Source organism: Mesorhizobium sp. 43Arga (genome assembly GCF_053714255.1).
Window position 1 is genome coordinate 112186 of the sequence record NZ_JBSKBO010000007.1, and the last position, 15034, is coordinate 127219.

12 protein-coding genes and 1 tRNA gene are annotated in these 15034 nt (G+C 62.9%); 4 read left to right on the forward strand and 9 right to left on the reverse strand.

All coding sequences use genetic code 11. The features are described 5' to 3' along the window. Nucleotides 1-54 precede the first annotated feature (54 nt). Nucleotides 55-130: transfer RNA gene (locus tag ACWGS8_RS23500), tRNA-Thr, on the reverse strand. 289 nt (nt 131-419) lie between these two features. On the opposite strand from ACWGS8_RS23500, the gene ACWGS8_RS23505 reads away from it, so the two are divergent. Beyond that, nucleotides 420-1565, forward strand: coding sequence for a hypothetical protein (locus ACWGS8_RS23505; RefSeq protein WP_454583153.1), 1146 nt, complete (start codon nt 420-422; stop codon nt 1563-1565). 16 nt (nt 1566-1581) lie between these two features. Here the strand turns inward: ACWGS8_RS23505 and ACWGS8_RS23510 are convergent, their stop codons facing one another. Together ACWGS8_RS23510 and ACWGS8_RS23515 are read right to left on the reverse strand one after the other, a co-directional pair. Further along, nucleotides 1582-3183, reverse strand: coding sequence for a cisplatin damage response ATP-dependent DNA ligase (locus ACWGS8_RS23510; protein ID WP_454583154.1), 1602 nt, complete (start codon nt 3181-3183; stop codon nt 1582-1584). A 76-nt stretch (nt 3184-3259) separates the two neighbouring features. After that, entirely contained in the window at nt 3260-4267 is a 1008-nt protein-coding gene (locus ACWGS8_RS23515; protein WP_454583155.1) for a ligase-associated DNA damage response exonuclease, read from the reverse strand. 155 nt (nt 4268-4422) lie between these two features. Between ACWGS8_RS23515 and ACWGS8_RS23520 the strand changes: the two genes are divergently transcribed. The 3 genes from ACWGS8_RS23520 (at nt 4423) to ACWGS8_RS23530 (ending at nt 6410) form a co-directional block, all read left to right on the forward strand. Beyond that, nucleotides 4423-5340, forward strand: a complete 918-nt coding sequence (locus ACWGS8_RS23520) for a methyltransferase domain-containing protein (RefSeq protein WP_454583334.1) — start codon at nt 4423-4425, stop codon at nt 5338-5340. 108 nt (nt 5341-5448) lie between these two features. Beyond that, nucleotides 5449-5811 (forward strand): hypothetical protein, encoded by a 363-nt coding sequence (locus ACWGS8_RS23525; protein ID WP_454583156.1) that lies wholly within the window; start codon nt 5449-5451, stop codon nt 5809-5811. A gap of 71 nt (nt 5812-5882) precedes the next feature. Next, complete coding sequence (locus ACWGS8_RS23530; protein WP_454583157.1) at nt 5883-6410, forward strand: AAA family ATPase; 528 nt, start codon at nt 5883-5885, stop codon at nt 6408-6410. A 9-nt stretch (nt 6411-6419) separates the two neighbouring features. Here the strand turns inward: ACWGS8_RS23530 and ACWGS8_RS23535 are convergent, their stop codons facing one another. From ACWGS8_RS23535 to ACWGS8_RS23560, 6 genes are read right to left on the reverse strand one after another with little or no spacing between them, the layout of a single operon-like run. Then, nucleotides 6420-7361: a 2-hydroxyacid dehydrogenase gene (locus ACWGS8_RS23535; protein ID WP_454583158.1), complete on the reverse strand. Its 942-nt coding sequence runs from the start codon at nt 7359-7361 to the stop codon at nt 6420-6422. A 30-nt stretch (nt 7362-7391) separates the two neighbouring features. Beyond that, nucleotides 7392-9023 carry an ABC transporter ATP-binding protein gene (locus ACWGS8_RS23540; RefSeq protein ID WP_454583159.1) on the reverse strand — a complete coding sequence of 544 codons (1632 nt, stop codon included), beginning with the start codon at nt 9021-9023 and terminating at the stop codon, nt 7392-7394. Further along, complete coding sequence (locus ACWGS8_RS23545) at nt 9020-10165, reverse strand: ABC transporter permease (RefSeq protein ID WP_454583160.1); 1146 nt, start codon at nt 10163-10165, stop codon at nt 9020-9022. The genes ACWGS8_RS23540 and ACWGS8_RS23545 overlap by 4 nt, the downstream gene beginning before the upstream one ends. Next, on the reverse strand, nt 10165-11259 hold the full coding sequence (locus ACWGS8_RS23550; RefSeq protein ID WP_032932863.1) for a microcin C ABC transporter permease YejB: 1095 nt from the start codon (nt 11257-11259) through the stop codon (nt 10165-10167). Before ACWGS8_RS23550 ends, ACWGS8_RS23545 begins: the two co-directional genes overlap by 1 nt. Nucleotides 11260-11289: 30 nt before the next feature. After that, nucleotides 11290-13158 (reverse strand): extracellular solute-binding protein, encoded by a 1869-nt coding sequence (locus ACWGS8_RS23555; RefSeq protein ID WP_454583161.1) that lies wholly within the window; start codon nt 13156-13158, stop codon nt 11290-11292. Further along, nucleotides 13155-15032: an extracellular solute-binding protein gene (locus ACWGS8_RS23560; protein WP_454583162.1), complete on the reverse strand. Its 1878-nt coding sequence runs from the start codon at nt 15030-15032 to the stop codon at nt 13155-13157. The genes ACWGS8_RS23555 and ACWGS8_RS23560 overlap by 4 nt, the downstream gene beginning before the upstream one ends. Between the last annotated feature and the right edge of the window lie 2 nt (nt 15033-15034).

The window sequence follows — 15034 nt, forward strand, 5'->3', positions numbered from 1 at the left end:
GCGATTCGCAAGGTGAAAACGAGGAGGGCAGCGCTCTGAAATCCTTGGGAAGCTTGGTGCCGCTTAGGTGACTCGAACACCTGACCCCATCATTACGAATGATGTGCTCTACCAACTGAGCTAAAGCGGCCCAGGAGGCCAAAGCCTCCAAGATGGGCTGGGTGATAGACTCAACCGGCCGCGAATTCAAGATGCGACTTGGCAAATCATGCAAGAGCGCCCGCCACGGTCGAAACCAGGGGTTCGCGTCTCCCCGCGCGCGAGAATTGCCGGCATGTTCCGATTTTGTTTGCCGGAATGTCGCCAAGATGGACTTTGGACGGCTCGTCGAGGCAGAATGCGGCCGTCCGCCCGTTGATTGATTGGTCGCCTACGGCTAACCATCACGGAAGTTTGGGCAATTTGCAGAGGGATCCCGCTTGGACGCGATCGAAAAAGCGATCCGGAACGCCTTGGAAAAGGGCAATGCCGAGGACCGCGCGTTCCGCGAGAGGGTCTATCGGTCGGCCTTTGCCGCGCTTGACCGTGCGCTCCAGGCCAATCCCGGCGTGACCGTGGAAGTCGCCATCAAGCGCCGCAAGGCGATTCAGGCGACAATCACCGAAATCGAATCCGAATTCCTTCCGGCCGTGCCCGATGTCGGCCTGGAGGTCGAAGCCCCGGCGGCCGAGCCCGCGGCCACCGCGGCGCCCGCCATCGAGATCGGCGACAAGGCGCCATCGCCCGCCGTCACCGTCGACAGTCCCGCGCAGCCGGCGTCCGACGCACCGCGCTCGCGCGTGCTGCCGGTCGTTCCCGACATCATGCCGGACGCGACGCTTCCCGGCGTGCCGGCCATCGACATGTCCGCTCCCGCCGCGCCCGGTGCCGCCACGGAAGTGGCGCCCGATCGCGATGAGCGGCGCATTCGCGGACGGCGCCTGCCGCTGACCGCCATTTTCTTCACCGTGACCTTGCTTGCGGCGATCGGCATCGGCGTGTTCTTCGCTATCCAGACCGGCGTGTTCAAGACGGCGGCGCAGCTCGATACTGCGCCGCCCGAGGCGCCGCCAACCGTCGAAGGCGACGATTTCACCCCCGCCGACGGCGCCAACGCGCCGGCCAAGCCTGGCGCCGCGGACCAGTCGCGCAGCTGGATCAATGTGTTCTCGCCGGCAGACCCGACGCATGTCGCCGCCCCGTCGGACGCCAAGGCCTCGGTGATGAAAGACGACACCGGTCCGTTCCTGCGCATCCAGTCCGGCCCCTCCGGTTCGGCGATCGCTTTCGATGTCGGGCAGGGCGTGCTGGAGAAGCTCGCCGGCAAGCACGCCGTGTTCGACATCATCGCGCGTGCCGAGGACGGCAAGGACACGCAGATTTCCGTCGACTGCAATTTCGGCGAGCTCGGCGATTGCGGCCGCAAGCGCTACGCGGTCGGCCAGCAGCGCAACGAATATCTGTTCGACGTGCAGTTCCCCAACAAGCATCCGGGCTCGGCCGGAACCATCGCCGTCAACTCCGATTTCGACAAGCAAGGCAAGGCGGTCGACATCTACGAGATCCGCGTCTCGATCGAGCCGTAAGAATATCGGCCGCGGTCTAGCGATCGAGCAGCGCTTGCAGTGTCTCGATGCGGTCGGCTTCGTTGGCCGGCTTGTCCCAGCGCAACCGTGAAATGCGTGGAAAGCGCATGGCGACGCCGGATTTGTGCCGGGTCGAGCGGTTGAGCCCCTCGAAGGCAACCTCCAGCACCAGCCCGTTGTCGCGGTCCGCCCGCACCGAACGCACCGGCCCGAAACGCTCGACCGTGTTGTCCCGGACATATTTGTCGATCTGCTTCAGCTCCTCGTCGGTGAAGCCGAAATAGGCCTTGCCGACCGGCACGAGTTCCTCCTCGCCCTCGGCTCCGGACCAGACGCCGAACGTGTAGTCGGAGTAGAAACTCGAGCGCTTGCCATGACCGCGCTGGGCATACATCAGCACCGCGTCCACTGTGTGCGGATCGCGCTTCCACTTGAACCACGGGCCTTTCGGCCGGCCGGCGACATAGGGCGAATCCCAGCGTTTCAGCATCACGCCCTCGATGATGGGGTGCGGCGGCGCGCGGCGCAAATCCTCCAGCGCCTGCCAGTCCGCGAAGGCGACGAAGGGCGACAGGTCGAAACGGCCGGGGTCGAGCGTTTTCACGAAGGCTTCGAGGCGGCCACGCCGCTCGCGGAACGGCAATGCGCGAAGGTCTTCGTCGCCGAGCTGGAGGAGGTCGTAGCAACGCATGAAGGCCGGATATTGCTGCTGCATCTTCGGCGTCACCGTCTTGCGGTTCAGCCGCTGCTGCAGGTCCGAGAATGTTCCCGTCGCCTCCCGCGGATCGCCGACCAGCAATTCGCCGTCCAGCGTCGCGGAAAAGTGCATGGCGTCGGCGAGGTCGGGAAAAGCGCCGGAGACATCGTCGCCGGTGCGCGAATAGAGCCGGCGGACGCCTCCTTCCGCCACCGCCTGGACGCGGATGCCGTCCCATTTCCATTCGGCGGCGTAATCCGCCGGATCGAGCTTTTCGAGATCGCCGTCGCCAACCGGATTGGACAGCATCACCGGGCGGAACAAAGCCATCGCCGTGTTGCGGGGTTTTTCGGCTTTGCCTTCCAGCCAGGCGAACAACGCCGTATAGGGCGGCGACAACCCGTGCCAAAGCTCCTCGATTTCGGCGACGTCGACCTTGCCGAAATCCGCCAGCGCCTGTTTGGCGAGCCGCGCCGAGACGCCGATGCGCAGGCCACCGGTGACCAGCTTGATGATGGCGAACCGTGCCGAGATGCCGGCGCTGTCGAGCAAGCTGGCCAGCACTTTCGGTCCATCGGAGCGGCTGGCCGCCTGCAGCTTTGCCACGACCTCGCCGAGTGTCGGTTCGCGGTTGGGGATCTTGCCCGGCATCTGCGGCCAGACCAGCGACACCGTTTCGGCGAGATCGCCGACATAGTCGTAGGAATAGCCGAACAGCACGGGATCCATGCGTTCGGTGACCAGCATGCGCAGCATAGCCGGCTTGACCGCGGCTATTTTGAGATCGCCGGTGATGGCGGCCAGCGCTAGCCCGCGATCCGGGTCCTCGACGGTCCGGAAGTAGTCGACCAGCAGCGTCAGCTTGCCGTTGCGCGATGGCGTCAGCACCAGGCGGTCGAGAAGTTCGGCGAAGCGGTTCATGATGGTATAAACCACGCCAAGGATGGAGGTTCGCGCTCTACGGGCTCGGAGGTGGTGATTGGCGGGCAATACTGCATCAATCGCCCTCGTCCTCATAGCCCACCAGATGCAGCGGTCGGGCGGCGATGCCTTCCAGTTCGCACCAGCGCACCAGCGCTTCCTCGCGGCCATGCGTCACCCAGATTTCCTCGGCGCCGGTCTCCTTGATGGTGGCGGTGAGTTCGTCCCAGTCGGCATGGTCCGAGATGATCAGCGGCAGTTCGACGCCGCCTTGCTTGGCGCGCTGGCGGATGCGCATCCAGCCCGACGCGAAGCACGAGATCGGATCGGGAAAGCGCCGCGCCCAGCGGTCGGCGAAGGCCGATGGCGGGCCGACGACAATGGCGCCGGCAAAGTCATCCTTGCCGCTCTCGACCGTTGCCGGCTCGAGGACACCCAGGTCGATACCCTGGCCCTGATAGTATTCGCTGAGCCTGGCCAGCGCGCCATGGATGTAGAGCGGCCTGTCGTAGCCGGCATCGCGCAACAGCCGCATCACCCTCTGCGCCTTGCCCAGCGCGTAGGCGCCGACCAGATGCGAGCGCTCCGGAAACTGCGCCGCCGACTTCAGCAGGCGGGCGATCTCTTCCGTGTCGGGTGGATGGCGAAACACCGGCAGGCCGAAGGTGGCCTCGGTGATGAAGACGTCGCAGCGGATCGGTTCGAACGGCGCGCAAGTCGCATCCCTTTGCCGTTTGTAATCGCCGGAGGCGACGATGCGCGTGCCCTGATGCTCGACGGATATCTGCGCCGAACCCAGAACATGGCCGGCCGGATGGAAGCTGACGCTGACGTCGTTCAGAGCGATCGTCTCGCCGACCCGTGCGGCTTGCGTCGTTCCGGCAAAGTCCTCGCCGTAGCGCAGGCCCATAATATCGAGCGTCTGCTGCGTCGCCAGCACCGAGCGGTGGCCGGAGCGTGCATGGTCGGAATGGCCGTGCGTGATCAGCGCCCGGTCCACCGGCCGCACCGGGTCGATGAAGAAATCGCCCGGCGGGCAGTAAAGGCCTTCGGGCCGGGGATGAAGCAGGTCGCTGGCGCGCATGGCCCCCAAGATAGGATATAATTCCGCGGCGGGAAGCCTGTCGTCGCAGACTGCTGACTCTCCTGGGCAAAGGGCGCTCAATTCGGTTCAGCTTCCGCATCCTTTGCTCTACAGAGATGGCGGCCCGGCTGCCACCCGCCGGCGGAACCGTCATCATAAAACCGCTTCAGACCTCGTCCTTCGATTTGAACGCCGATCGCCGTGCCGACTATGCCGAGATGCTCTTTGCCTCCGGCGACCGCACAGCCGCGGCCGAGCTGCTGCTCGGCGCATTGGAGCTGGCGCCGCAATGGGCAATGGGCTGGTTCCGCCTCGGCGAGATGCAGGAGGCATCAGGCAGGCTCGACCTGGCGGCGCAGGCCTGGACGATGTCGCTGAAACTGGATCCGGCGGATCGGCAGGGCGCGGCCCTCAAACTGCAGCTGATCGGCAAGGCCCCGGTTGCCGCCGCGCCGCCCAGCGCTTTTGTCGAAACGCTGTTCGACCACTATGCCGAGACATTCGAGGAGATGCTGGTCGGCAAGCTCGACTACCGCTTGCCCGAATTCCTCGAGCAGATGATTCGCAAGGCAAGGCCGGGTCGTTTCCGCCTGGCGCTCGACCTGGGTTGCGGAACCGGGCTGATGGGCGAGAAGCTGAGGCCGATCGTCGAGCGGCTGGAAGGGGTCGATATCTCGGCCGGGATGCTGAAGAAGGCGCGGGCAAAAGGCATCTACGACACGCTGACAAAAGCGGATCTGCAGGGGTTTTCCCATTCAGGCGAGAAGCCCGATCTGGTGACATCGGCCGATGTCCTGATCTACATCGGCGCGCTCGATGGTCTGGTGGGCACCGTTGCCAGCCTGCTGGCCGAAGGCGGCCTGTTTGCCTTCTCCGTCGAGACCCTGGCAGACGACGGCGATTTCGCGCTGCAGACCTCGCGGCGCTACGCCCATTCGGAAGGCTATGTCAGGCGGACACTCGAGGCCAAAGGGCTTGCGGTGATGGCGCTGGAGCCAACCACCATCCGGCAGGATCGCCGCGAGCCCGTCAAAGGGCTGGGCGTTGTGGCGTGGAAGCCTCATGCCGTTTGAACTGCGCATGACCATCATCTTTCTGCTGCGAAAAAGTCCGATTTGCGTGCGCGACTGATATTTGCGATCTGGTCGCATCAGGGCAGGATATCGGGAGGAGCATATCGGATGCGCTGGAACATGATGATCTTGGCATCTTGCCTGGCAACAGCCGGTTGCGTCGGCAATTCGATGTCCGAGCGGCAGGACGCCAACATAGAATCCTCCCTGCAATATGACACCGTCCCGTGCGACCAGTTGCTGGCACAGCGCAATGGCCTGGCGCAGCAATACAACCTTCCGGTGACCGTGAAGCCGACCTTCTCCAATCCGGCCATGGGTTTCGGTCCGTTCACGCCCGACATGCGCTCCAAGGCCAAGCGCGACAGCGACAAGGCGTCGGGCGAGATCGATGCCATGAACCGGTCGATCGAGCGCCGCGACTGCGGCAAGCCGGACAATCAGAAGAAGAAGTTCGCTTTGCCTAGCTGAAGATAGAAGCGGCAGCTATCCGACGAGAGCGACCGCCGGCAGCATGCTTGCGTCCGCGTAGGGGACGATCGATGAAACTCTCGGACCTCGGCGTCCGCATCTGCATTCTGGGGCCGTCCAACAGCGGCAAGTCGACCCTGGCCGACGCGATTGCCCGCAAGCGTGGCCTGGAGCCCGTTCACCTCGATTTGCTGCATCATCTGCCGAACACCGACTGGAAGCCGCGTCCAAAAGCCGAATTCATCGCCTTGCATGATGCCGCGATCGCCGGCGAGCGCTGGGTGATGGACGGAAATTACTCGATCTGCATGCCGCAGCGTTTCCGGCGGGCGACTGGACTGATCCTCTTGGAGATCTCCACGCCGGCAAGCCTGCTGCGTTATTTTAGGCGAAGCTGGTTTGAGAAGAACAGGCGCGGTGCCCTGGAGGGCGGACGCGACAGCGTCAAATGGGACATGATCCACCATATTGCCGTGACCACGCCGAAAAACCGCCGGAGATACCAGGCGATGTTCGACGAGCTCGACCTGCCAAAACTGCAGCTGTCCTCGGTGCGAGCAATCAAGCAGTGCTTCAGGCACTGGGACCTGGCTATGTAGGGATCCTGGCTAATATCCGGCCTTTCGGTCGACCAGGTTTTCGAGCTTCTCGCCGCGCTCGAAGGCGTCCATCTGGCGCAGCATGGTTGGCGCCAGATGCATGGGATCGGAGGTCGCCGCGGCGTGCGGCGTCACGAACACTTTCGGATGGTTCCACAGCGGGCTGGTCTTCGGCAACGGCTCGACCTCGAACACGTCGAGGCTCGCCTCCTTCAGCGTGCCGTCATCCAGTGCCCGCACGATGTCGGCATCCTTCTGCAGGCGGCCACGCCCGGCGTTGATCAGCACCGAACCGCCGAGGCCGTTGCGTTTGCGCAATTCCTTCAGCACGCCGTAGTTGATGATGCCTTGCGTGTCTGGCGTCAGCGGCAAAAGCACGACAAGGATATCGGTGGCCTTGAGGAAGGGGATCAACCCGGCCTCGCCGGAATAGGTCGCCACCCCTTGCATCGGCCGCTCGGTGCGTGACCAGCCATTGACCGCGAAGCCGAGCGACAGCAGCACCGAGGCCGCGGCGCGACCGAGATTGCCGAGCCCCATAATGCCGACGGATATGTCGCCGGCCGGCCGCTGCGGCGGCTCGTGCCAGATCTTCTTTTGCTGCTGCTGCCGGTAGAGCAGGCCCTGGCGATGATGATCGAGCACCCGCCAGACGACATATTCGGTCATGTATTGCGTGAGGTTGTCGGCGACGACCTTGATGATCGGCACGTCGGGCAGGCCGGGATCGGCGAAAATATGGTCGACGCCGGCGCCGATGGAGAAGATGGCGCGCAGGTTGGGCAGTGAAGACAACAAATTGGGCTTCTGCTTCCACACCACCGCATAGGTGATCGACGGATCCTTGGCCCCGTCCGGCTCCAGCACCACCTCGCGCTCGGCCGACAGAAGCTCGCGCCAGCGCTGCGGGTGAAAGCCGGTGACGGCAAGCAGGATGCGGCCTTTTTCCATCGCGGTTCGTCTAGTCCCTCTTTACGCTTATTACTCGCTGACGATGCCGACCGGCGCCGTCTCTATCTTGAAGGCGGCCGAGATCAGTGCCCGAGTATAGTCGGTTTGCGGATTTTCAAAAATCTGCTGGGAAGGGCCGGCTTCGACGATCTGGCCATTGCGCATGACGATAACGTCGTTGGCGAGCGCCCGGATGACCTTGAGGTCGTGGCTGATGAATAGATAGGCGAGGTCGTGCTTGGCCTGCAGATTGCGCAGGAGGTCGACGACCTGCGCCTGCACGCTCATGTCGAGTGCCGATGTCGGCTCGTCCAGCATGACGAAGCGCGGGTTGAGCACCATGGCGCGCGCGATCGCCACACGCTGGCGCTGGCCGCCGGAGAACTCGTGCGGATAGCGGTTGCGGGTCGCCGGATCGAGGCCGACCTCTTTCAGCACGTCCGCGACCTTGTCGTCGCGTTCATCGGGCGACAGTTTCGGCTCGTGGATCTTCAAGCCTTCCTCGATGATCTCGGCGATCGACATGCGCGGGCTGAGCGAACCGAACGGATCCTGGAAGACGATCTGCAATTCGCGCCTGAGCGGCCGCATGGCGTTGAAGGTGAGCTGGTTGATGTCGCGGCCGTTGAACCGGATGGTCCCAGTCGACGAGATCATGCGTGCCAGCGCCAGGCCGAGTGTCGTCTTGCCGGAGCCGGATTCGCCGACCACGCCCAGCGTCTGGCCGGCGCGCACGGTGACATCGATGCCGTCGACCGCCTTCACATGGTCGACCGTGCGGCGGAAGAAGCCCTGCTTGATCGGAAACCAGACCTTGATGTCCTTGCCGGTCATCACTGGCTTGGCGCCGGCGTTGGCGGCCGGCGGCTTGCCTTTCGGCTCGGCTGCCAGCAGGTGGCGCGTATAGGGGTGCTGCGGGTTGGCGAAGATGTCCTTGGTCGGTCCAGTCTCGACGATCTTGCCCTTGGTCATCACGCAGACCCGGTCGGCGATCTTGCGCACGATGCCGAGATCGTGGGTGATGAACAGCATCGACATGCCTTTGCGGCTTTTGAGGCCCGCCAGCAGTTCGAGGATCTGCGCCTGCACGGTGACGTCGAGCGCCGTCGTCGGCTCGTCGGCGATCAGCAGTTCCGGTTCGTTGGCCAGCGCCATGGCGATCATGACGCGCTGGCGCTGGCCGCCGGACAGCTGGTGCGGATAGGCATCGAGCCGTTTCTGCGGATCGCGGATGCCGACCTCGTTGAGCAGCGCCAGCGTGCGCGCCTTGGCCAGGCGGTCGGCCATGCCCTGATGCAGTTTCAGGATCTCGACGATCTGCTGCTCGATCGTGTGCAGCGGATTGAGCGAGGTCATCGGCTCCTGGAAGATCATGGTGATCTTGTTGCCGCGCACCTGCCGCAACTGCTTTTCGCTCATCGCCAGCAGGTCGGCGCCCTGGAACAGGATCTTTCCCGAGGGGTGACTGGCGCTGGGGTAGGGCAGCAGCTTCAGCACCGACAGTGCCGACACCGACTTGCCAGAGCCGGATTCGCCGACCAGCGCCACCGTCTCGCCCTTGGCGATGTCGAAGGAAATGTGGTCGACGGCGACAGACTGGCCGCCGCCCTGGCTGAAGGCGACGCTGAGGTCCTGGACGCTGAGCAGAGGCGCTTTGCTCATTTGAACGTCTTGCGCGGATCGAAGGCGTCGCGCGTCGCCTCGCCGACAAAGACCAGCAGCGACAGCATCAGCGAGATGACGACGAAGCCGGAAATGCCGAGCCACGGCGCATTGAGGTTGCGCTGCGCCTGCTTCAGCAATTCGCCGAGCGAGGCGGACCCCGGCGGCAGGCCGAAGCCGAGATAGTCGAGCGAGGTCAGCGTCGAGATCGAGCCCGAGAGCAGGAAGGGCAGGAAGGTCAATGTCGCCACCATGGCATTGGGCAACAGATGCCGGAACATGATGGTGCGGTTGGGCACGCCGAGCGCACGCGCGGCGTTGACATATTCGAAGTTGCGGGCCCGCAGGAACTCGGCCCGCACGACGCCGACCAGCGCCACCCAGGAGAACAACAGCATCAGCCCAAGCAGGATGAAGAAGCCCGGCGGCAGGATGGCGGCGACGATGAGCAAGAGATAGAGCACCGGGATCGCCGACCAGATTTCGATGAAGCGCTGGAACAGCAGGTCCGTCCAGCCACCGAAATAGCCTTGCAAGGCGCCGGCGCCGACGCCGATCAGGGCCGAGCCGGCGGTCAGGATCAGCCCGAACAGGACGGAGATGCGGAAGCCGTAGATGACGCGCGCCAAGACGTCGCGCGCCTGGTCGTCGGTGCCGAGCCAGTTCCAGTTGCCGACGATGCAGGCGGGGTCGGCAGCCCCTTGCGGATACTGGTTGCAGCGCTTCGTGGCGTCATACTGCCAGGACGGCCTGGCCGGTGCTGCTTCCGGAATGGCGTTGTTGACGGTCTGGTAGGAATAGCGGATCGGCGGCCAGATCATCCAGCCATTGGCGTTGATCTCGTCCTGGATCACCGGATCGCGATAATCGGTGACGGCATAGAAGCCGCCGAACTTTTCCTCGGGATAGGCGACCAGCACCGGAAACAGGATCTCGCCCTTGTAGGAAGCGATGATCGGCTTGTCGTTGGCGATGAATTCGGCAAACAGCGACAGCACGAACAGGACGAGGAAAATCCACAACGACCAGTAGCCGCGCCGGTTGGCTTTGAAATTCTGCAGGCGGCGCTTGTTGAGCGGCGACAGGAACGGCCGTGGCATCCGCTCCGGCACCACGCCGGCAGTGACGCTTGCCTCCGACATCAGACGTCTCTCCGCTCGAAATCGATTCGCGGATCGACCCAGGTGTAGATGAGGTCGGACAGCAGTCCGACGAACAGGCCGAGAAGCGAGAAGATATAGAGGTTGGCGAACACCACCGGATAGTCGCGCTCCACCACCGAGCGGAAGCCGAGCAGGCCGAGGCCATCGAGCGAAAAGATGTTCTCGATCAGCAGCGAGCCGGTGAAGAAGGCCGAGATGAAGGCGCCGGGAAAGCCGGCAATGACGATCAGCATGGCATTGCGGAAGACATGGCCGTAGAGCACTTGTCGCTCCGACAGGCCCTTGGCCCGCGCCGTCACCACATACTGCTTGCGGATTTCCTCCAGGAACGAGTTCTTGGTCAAAAGCGTCGTCGTGGCGAAGGCCGACAACACCAGCGCCGTCAGCGGCAGGGTCATGTGCCAGAAATAGTCGGCGATCTTGCCTGGCCAGGACAACTGATCCCAATTGTCCGAGACGATGCCGCGCAACGGGAACCAGTCCCAGAAGGATCCGCCGGCGAACAGCACCATCAACATGATACCGAACAGGAAGCCCGGAATGGCATAGCCGACGATGACGACGCCGCTGGTCCAGACGTCGAAAGGCGTGCCGTCCTTGACCGCCTTGCGGATGCCGAGCGGGATGGAAATCAGATAGGACAAGAGCGTGATCCAGAGCCCGATCGAAATCGACACCGGCATCTTTTCGAGGATCAGGTCGAGCACCGAGATGTCGCGGAAGTAGCTGTTGCCGAAATCGAACCGGATATAGTTCCACAGCATCATGCCGAAGCGCTCGAGCGGCGGCTTGTCGAAGCCGAACTGCTTCTCCAGCTTCTTGATGAATTCCGGATCGAGCCCCTGCGCGCCGCGATATTTCGAGCTGACGTCGCCGGCGACGTCGAAATTGGTACCGCCCGCATCACCGCCGCCACCGCCGAGGCGGTCGCTGCCGCCCTGATTGGTCAGCTTGGCGATGACCTGCTCGACCGGGCCACCCGGCGCGAACTGGATGACGGCGAAGGAGATCGCCATGATGCCGAACAGGGTCGGGATCATCAAAAGGATGCGGCGCAGTATATAGGCGCCCATCAGGCTTCCTGCCCTCTGCGGACCGATATCTCAGCCTTTGCCAATTTTTGCCGCCTTGCCCTTATCGAACCACCACAGCGTCTCGACCGGAAAGCCGAAATCGGGCTTCTGCTCGACAAAGCCGAACATGTCCCAATAGGCGACGCGGTGATTCGCCAGATAGTATGTTGGAATCCAGTCTAGCCGCGCGCGCAAGACCCGGTCGAGCGCTCTGAGCGCGGTGACGAGGTCTGTTCGGCTGCGGGCCTTGCCGGCCGCCACGATCAGCGCGTCGATGGCCTTGCTTTCAGTACCCGGATAATTGCGCTGCCCCGGCGTGTTCGCCATGCGGGAATCGTAGAGCATCTCCAGGCTGTCGGCCGTGGGCGTTGCTCCGATCGACCAATGGAGGAGGTTGAGGTCGAAATCGAAATCACTCTGCCGCTGTTCATATTGCGCCGAATCGACCTGCCGGATCGAAGCATCGATCCCGATCGCCTTCATGTTCTCGGACCACGGGGTGAAAATGCGAACGATGCCATCGTCCTCCGCCAGCATTTCCACCCGCAGCCGTTCGCCCTTGTCGTTGACGACGAAACTGCCCGTGCGTTTCCAGCCGGCTTCGGCAAGCAGTTTCGAAGCCGCGCTCAGCAGCTTGCGGTCATGACCTGAACCGTCCGAGAGAGGCTGCGTTACCGCTTCACCGAAGACCTCTGGCGGCAACTCGGCCCGTAGTGGCTCCAGCAGGGCCAATTCCCCTGGTGAGGGCAGGCCCTCGGCCTTGTAGTCCGACCGTTCGAAATTCGATTGCGATCGCTCGTAAGAGCCGTAAAACAGCGCGCGCTTCATCCATTCGAAATCGAAGCAGTTGGCGATCGCCCGCCGCACACGCTCATCGCGGAATTGCGGACGGCGTTGGTTCAGCGCGACGCCCTGCATGTCCGGCGTCTTCTCGCCGGGAAATTCCCGTTTGATGACCTTGCCCTCGTTCAACACCGGAAAATCGTATCCGGTCGCCCAAACACGCGAGGTGAATTCCTCGCGAAAATGCGTGTCGCCTTTCTTGAAGGCCTCGAATGCCGCCTGCCGGTCGAGATAGAAGTCGATGCGGATGCGGTCGAAATTGTACTGGCCGCGGTTCACCGCAAGATCGCGGCCCCAATAATCGGCGACGCGCTCATATTCGACGGTCTGTCCGGCGACCACGCGTCCAATCTTGTAGGGGCCCGAGCCAAGCGGCGGTGTCATGGTCGAGGCATCGAACTCATTGGCCGTGTAATAGGCCTTGGACACGATCGGCATGCCCACGACCGCCAGGATGTTTTGCGCCGACTGTTCGCCATTGAAGGTCAGGTCAAGGGTGACGGGATCGACCGCGACCGCATCGGTCATGTACCGCAACGCCTTGGAAAGGTTCGGGTGACCCTTGTCTTTGTAGAGCTTCAACGCGAAGGCGACGTCTTCAGCGGTCAGCGGCGAGCCGTCGTGGAAGCGCGCCTGCGGACGAAGCACGAAGCGGAAACCGTTGCGATCCGCCGACAAGGTGACGGACTTGGCAAGCAGGCCGTAGACCGTATCCGGCTCATCGGCCGCGCTTGCCATCAGGGAATCGAAACAGAGTTCGGCACGCGGCGGCGCCTCTCCCTTCAACACCAGGAAATTCAGCGTGTTAAAAGTCAGGAAGCTCTGATTGAGGGTTGCGTTGGGCGGCGCAAAATTCATCTGGCCGCCCTTGGGCGCGTCCGGATTGACATAGTCGAAATGCGCAAAATCCGGTCTGTATTTGAGATCGCCGAAGGCCGACAGGCCGTGCAATTTCACGCCGGTCGCAATGTCGGCAAAGGCTTTGCCCGGCAGCAGCGCGGTGGCAGCGGCCGCCGCGCCGAGAACGAGAAAATCGCGACGGGCGAGGACCATCAATTGCCGCCCTTGTACTTGGCCGCCAGCGCCTTCTCCTTGTCGAGGTCGATCCACCAGGAATCGATGTCGGCACCAACATAGGCGGGCTGCTTGTCTGGAAAGCCGAACTTGTCCCAATAGGCCAGCCAGACCGCGGACCGGTGATATTGCGGTACGACGTTGAAGTTCCACAGCAGGATACGGTCAAGCGCGTGAGTGGCGGCGACAAGGTCGTCGCGATCGGTGGCGAAGATAATTCGGTCGACCAGCGCGTCGACGATCGGGTCCTTGATGCCCATCAGATTGCGCGAACCGGGCGCGTCGGCGGCTTTTGAAGTCCAGAAGTCGCGTTGCTCGTTGCCTGGGGAATCCGACTGCTGGAGAATCCCCGTGACGACATCGAAATCGAAATTGTTGACGCGGTTGATGTACTGCGTCTGGTCGATGATGCGCAACGTGGCGTCGACACCGATCTTGCGCAAATTGGCGATGTAGGGACTGGCGATCACCTGGTCGGTGTCATTCCAGCCCAGGATCTCGAACTTGAACGGAGCGCCTGTCTTGGCGTTGACCATCTTGCCGCCCTTGATCACCCAGCCTGCCTTGGCGAAGAGGTCGACCGCCTGTTTCAGGTACTTTCGCTCGGCTTGCGGTGAATCGTAGACCGGCAGCTTGAACTCCTGGGTGAAGAGTTCTGGCGGCAGCTTGTCGCGGTATTTTTCCAGGATTTCCAGTTCCCTGCCTTGCGGCAGCCCGCTTGACGCTAGCTCGGTACCCTGAAAATAGCTCGACGTGCGGGTGTTGAAGCCGAAGAACAAGGTGCGATTCATGCTCTCGAAATCGAATGGGATGGTCAGCGCCTCGCGGACCAGCCGGTCTTGGAACAGCGGCCTTCGCTGGTTGAGGACAAAGCCCTGCATCGCCTGTGGCGACTGGGTCTGGAAGTCCTTTTTGATGACGTCACCGGCCTGGATGGCTGGGAAATTATAGGCGGTTGCCCATTTGCGGGAGCTGTACTCGCGGTTGATGTCTTCCAATCCGCCCTTGGTGAAGGCCAGCCAGGCGGCATTGTCGTCGAGGATATAGGTGTATCGGCGTGTGTCGAAATTCTCGCGGCCGATCTTCACCGGCAGCTTGGCCGCCCAATAGTCCGGCACGCGCTGCCAGACGATTTCCGAGCCCGGCTTGAAGCTGGCGATCTTGTAGGCCGCCGATCCCAGCGGGATTTCCAGCGTCGGCTTGGTGACGTCGCGCTTCTTGCCGCTGGCATCGGTGCCTTCCCACCAGTGTTTAGGCAGCACGGCGAGGTCGCCGATGATCTTCGGCAGTTCCCGATTGCCCTTCTGGTTGAAATGGAACTCGACCTCGCGGTCGGAGATCGCGACCGCGTCGGTGACGTTCTCGAAATAGCGGCTGTATTGCGGGCTGTTGGCCTTCAGCACCTGGAACGACCAGATCACGTCGTCGACGGTGATCGGCTGGCCGTCATGCCATTTCGCGCGCGGGTCGAGCCGGTAGGTGGCCGAGGAATAGTCGGCCGGATATTTGTAAGCGTCGGCGATCAGCGGGTGGCTGGTGCTGCCCTCATCCGTCGCCTGCTCCATCAGCGTGTCGTAAAGCAGGCCGCCGCCGAAGCCGACGAGCCCCGCCGCCGGCGATCCCTGAACGATGTACGGATTGAAGCTGTCATAGGTGCCGAGCAGCACCGAATTCAACGTGCCGCCCTTGGGCGCGTTCGGGTTGACGTAGTCGTAATGCTGAAAATTGTCGCCATACTTGGAATCGCCGATCAGCGATGAGGTGGTCCGCCACTCGTCGGCCTGAGTCGCATGTAATCCGGCCACGAGAAGGGCTGCCGCCAGCAACGACTTGAGAAGCGTTCGGCCAACCGTCATGC

Excerpts from the sequence above, each read along its gene's own strand:
- ACWGS8_RS23550 (WP_032932863.1), bottom strand. The coding sequence starts at position 11,259 with ATGGGCGCCTATATACTGCGCCGCATCCTTTTGATGATCCCGACCCTG.
- ACWGS8_RS23515 (WP_454583155.1), bottom strand. The coding sequence starts at position 4,267 with ATGCGCGCCAGCGACCTGCTTCATCCCCGGCCCGAAGGCCTTTACTGC.
- ACWGS8_RS23525 (WP_454583156.1), top strand. The coding sequence starts at position 5,449 with ATGCGCTGGAACATGATGATCTTGGCATCTTGCCTGGCAACAGCCGGT.
- ACWGS8_RS23540 (WP_454583159.1), bottom strand. The coding sequence starts at position 9,023 with ATGAGCAAAGCGCCTCTGCTCAGCGTCCAGGACCTCAGCGTCGCCTTC.
- ACWGS8_RS23535 (WP_454583158.1), bottom strand. The coding sequence starts at position 7,361 with ATGGAAAAAGGCCGCATCCTGCTTGCCGTCACCGGCTTTCACCCGCAG.
- ACWGS8_RS23530 (WP_454583157.1), top strand. The coding sequence starts at position 5,883 with ATGAAACTCTCGGACCTCGGCGTCCGCATCTGCATTCTGGGGCCGTCC.
- ACWGS8_RS23510 (WP_454583154.1), bottom strand. The coding sequence starts at position 3,183 with ATGAACCGCTTCGCCGAACTTCTCGACCGCCTGGTGCTGACGCCATCG.
- ACWGS8_RS23545 (WP_454583160.1), bottom strand. The coding sequence starts at position 10,165 with ATGTCGGAGGCAAGCGTCACTGCCGGCGTGGTGCCGGAGCGGATGCCA.
- ACWGS8_RS23560 (WP_454583162.1), bottom strand. The coding sequence starts at position 15,032 with ATGACGGTTGGCCGAACGCTTCTCAAGTCGTTGCTGGCGGCAGCCCTT.